The 2138-nt window shown below is 28.9% G+C and carries 5 protein-coding genes; all 5 read left to right on the top strand.

Going from position 1 to position 2138, the window contains the following annotated elements:
• The first annotated feature begins 195 nt into the window (after positions 1 to 195).
• The 5 genes from amaP to NPA36_RS10180 are packed head-to-tail and all read left to right on the top strand — an operon-like array spanning position 196 to position 2009.
• On the top strand, positions 196 to 756 hold the full coding sequence (gene amaP, locus NPA36_RS10200; RefSeq protein WP_135024353.1) for an alkaline shock response membrane anchor protein AmaP: 561 nt from the start codon (positions 196 to 198) through the stop codon (positions 754 to 756).
• Positions 757 to 769: 13 nt separating this feature from the next.
• Complete coding sequence (locus tag NPA36_RS10195) at positions 770 to 946, top strand: DUF2273 domain-containing protein (RefSeq protein WP_125958564.1); 177 nt, start codon at positions 770 to 772, stop codon at positions 944 to 946.
• A 34-nt stretch (positions 947 to 980) separates the two neighbouring features.
• Complete coding sequence (locus NPA36_RS10190) at positions 981 to 1511, top strand: Asp23/Gls24 family envelope stress response protein (RefSeq protein ID WP_256946008.1); 531 nt, start codon at positions 981 to 983, stop codon at positions 1509 to 1511.
• Positions 1512 to 1539: 28 nt separating this feature from the next.
• Entirely contained in the window at positions 1540 to 1785 is a 246-nt protein-coding gene (locus NPA36_RS10185; RefSeq protein WP_125958562.1) for a GlsB/YeaQ/YmgE family stress response membrane protein, read from the top strand.
• Between the two features lie 29 nt (positions 1786 to 1814).
• Positions 1815 to 2009, top strand: a complete 195-nt coding sequence (locus NPA36_RS10180; protein ID WP_125958561.1) for a CsbD family protein — start codon at positions 1815 to 1817, stop codon at positions 2007 to 2009.
• Positions 2010 to 2138: the final 129 nt, after the last annotated feature.

Below are 2138 nucleotides of genomic sequence, written 5' to 3'. Positions count from 1 at the left end.
ATCAGAAATTTTTGTGTCGGATTCATAAAGGTTTTAAAGAAATACAAGATACATTAGAATCAATGTTTTAACTTAACCGACAGAATGGTTTTTTCCATTTACACATAATTCTTGACGCAACCAACGCTTTCTTTTTGACTTTAAATTATATATACAATAAAATGTTATTATAAACAGTTAGAAAGGAGTTCTGATATGTACCGTTATAAAAAAGTGTTAATTTTGATAAGTATATTATTATTAATTCCACTTTTATTTACTAATGTTATACAAAATCAATATTTGGCAAATTTTTCTTTTGAACTTATTAAAATGGAAAATTATCCTTTTGTGGGTTCTTATATTCCGTTTTATCTATTTTGGGGAAGTATTCTAGTAATCATATTCTTAATAATTTTATTCTTTTTTATTCTCTTATATCCTAGAAATAAAACAGAAATCTATTTTTCTAAATCTAAAGGCAGTCTTTCTATTAAGAAAAATGCTGTTGAACAATTTGTATCTACTATTTTGACTCAAGAGCCATGGTTAAAAAATTCAAAAGTGTCTGTCACAATGAAAAAAAATAGAATTAAAATTTTTATTTCAGGAAGTTGTTCTAATAATGAAACCAATTTACTTGATAAAATAAATGAATTATCTCTTCGAATAAAACAAGAATTATCAATCTTTCTTGGAATAACTGACTCCAAACAGGTATCAGTTGAAATAAAACAAGTTTCAAATAAAAAAGCTAATAACTCACGTGTTATTTAAGGAGGATAAGAAAATGGAAGATTTCATAAAAAAATATAGGTTTCCTATTTTGGGAGCTCTTATTGGCCTCGGTTTAGCTATATCATTTTTTAGTTTAGGTTTTTTTAAAACAATTATCCTTATTATTTTAACGTTACTAGGTGCTTGTATCGGTTACTACCTTCAAAAAAATAATTTTTTGAAGAAATAAAAAAATAACAATAAATAAATTGGAGGAATCAATCATGGAAAACAAAGGAACACAAGTAGAAGTAAAAAAATCAGAGTTAAAAGGTGAATTAACATTTGAAGACAAAGTTATTCAAAAAATCGTTGGTATTTCATTGGAAACTATTCCTGGTCTGTTAACAATTAATGGTGGATTTTTTTCAAATTTAGCAGATAAGATTGTTAATAATAATGATGTAACTTCAGGAATTGATGTTGAAGTAGGAAAAAAAGAAGTTGCTGTTGATTTAGATATCGTTGCAGAATATGGCGTAGATATTTCAAAAATATACGAAGACATCAAACGAGTGATTGAAAAAGAAGTAAAGCATATGACGAGTCTAGAAGTTATAGAAGTAAATGTTAATGTCGTAGATATTAAAACAAAAGAACAATACGAAGAAGACAGTGTTACTGTTCAGGACAAGTTGAGTGGCGCTACAAGTGAAGTTTCAGACATCGTTTCTGATCAAACTGACAAAGTCAAAAAAGTGTCTTCTAAAGGAGCAACTAAAGTAAAAGAAGCAACTGATCCCAGAGTAGAATAATAATATTTTTAGATGAGGAGTGATATATATGGGTTTCATTTGGTCATTAATAATAGGTGGAGTTATCGGAGCTATAGCGGGTGCTATAACAAGTAAAGGAAAATCTATGGGATGGATTGCTAATATTATTGCTGGTTTAATTGGTTCTTCAATTGGCCAATCTTTATTTGGTTCATTTGGACCATCTTTAGCTGGAATGGCACTTATTCCATCCATCCTTGGAGCAGTTATTGTTGTGGCTGTCGTGTCATTATTTACTGGTAAAAAAAGCTAACAAAATAAATATAGAGAAGGAGAATTTTTATGACAGATAAAGGATATACGGACAAAATAAAAGGTAAAACAAAAGAGACTGTCGGTGATTTACGTGGTGATGATAAACAAAAAGCTGAAGGTATCTTAGATCAAGCTATTGGTAAAACAAAAGAAGTGACTTCAGATATTAAAGAAAAAGCCGAAGATTTTATTGACGAAACAAAAGATAAATTAAATAAATAATAAATCCCCAAATTTCAAGAACAAGTTAGCCACTTTTTTTAAAGTGAAATATTATGGGTTATTACTAGTCTTCGTATGTTAGTTCCTATTGGGTTGTGGTCCGTTAGTCAGTTAAGGCTGGCTGCCAGC

It is taken from the genome of Granulicatella seriolae, assembly GCF_024543085.1.
Taxonomy (GTDB): Bacteria; Bacillota; Bacilli; order Lactobacillales; family Aerococcaceae; genus Granulicatella; species Granulicatella seriolae.
The sequence above is the reverse complement of the archived record's forward strand: the minus strand, read 5'-3'. Positions and strand labels throughout refer to the sequence as shown.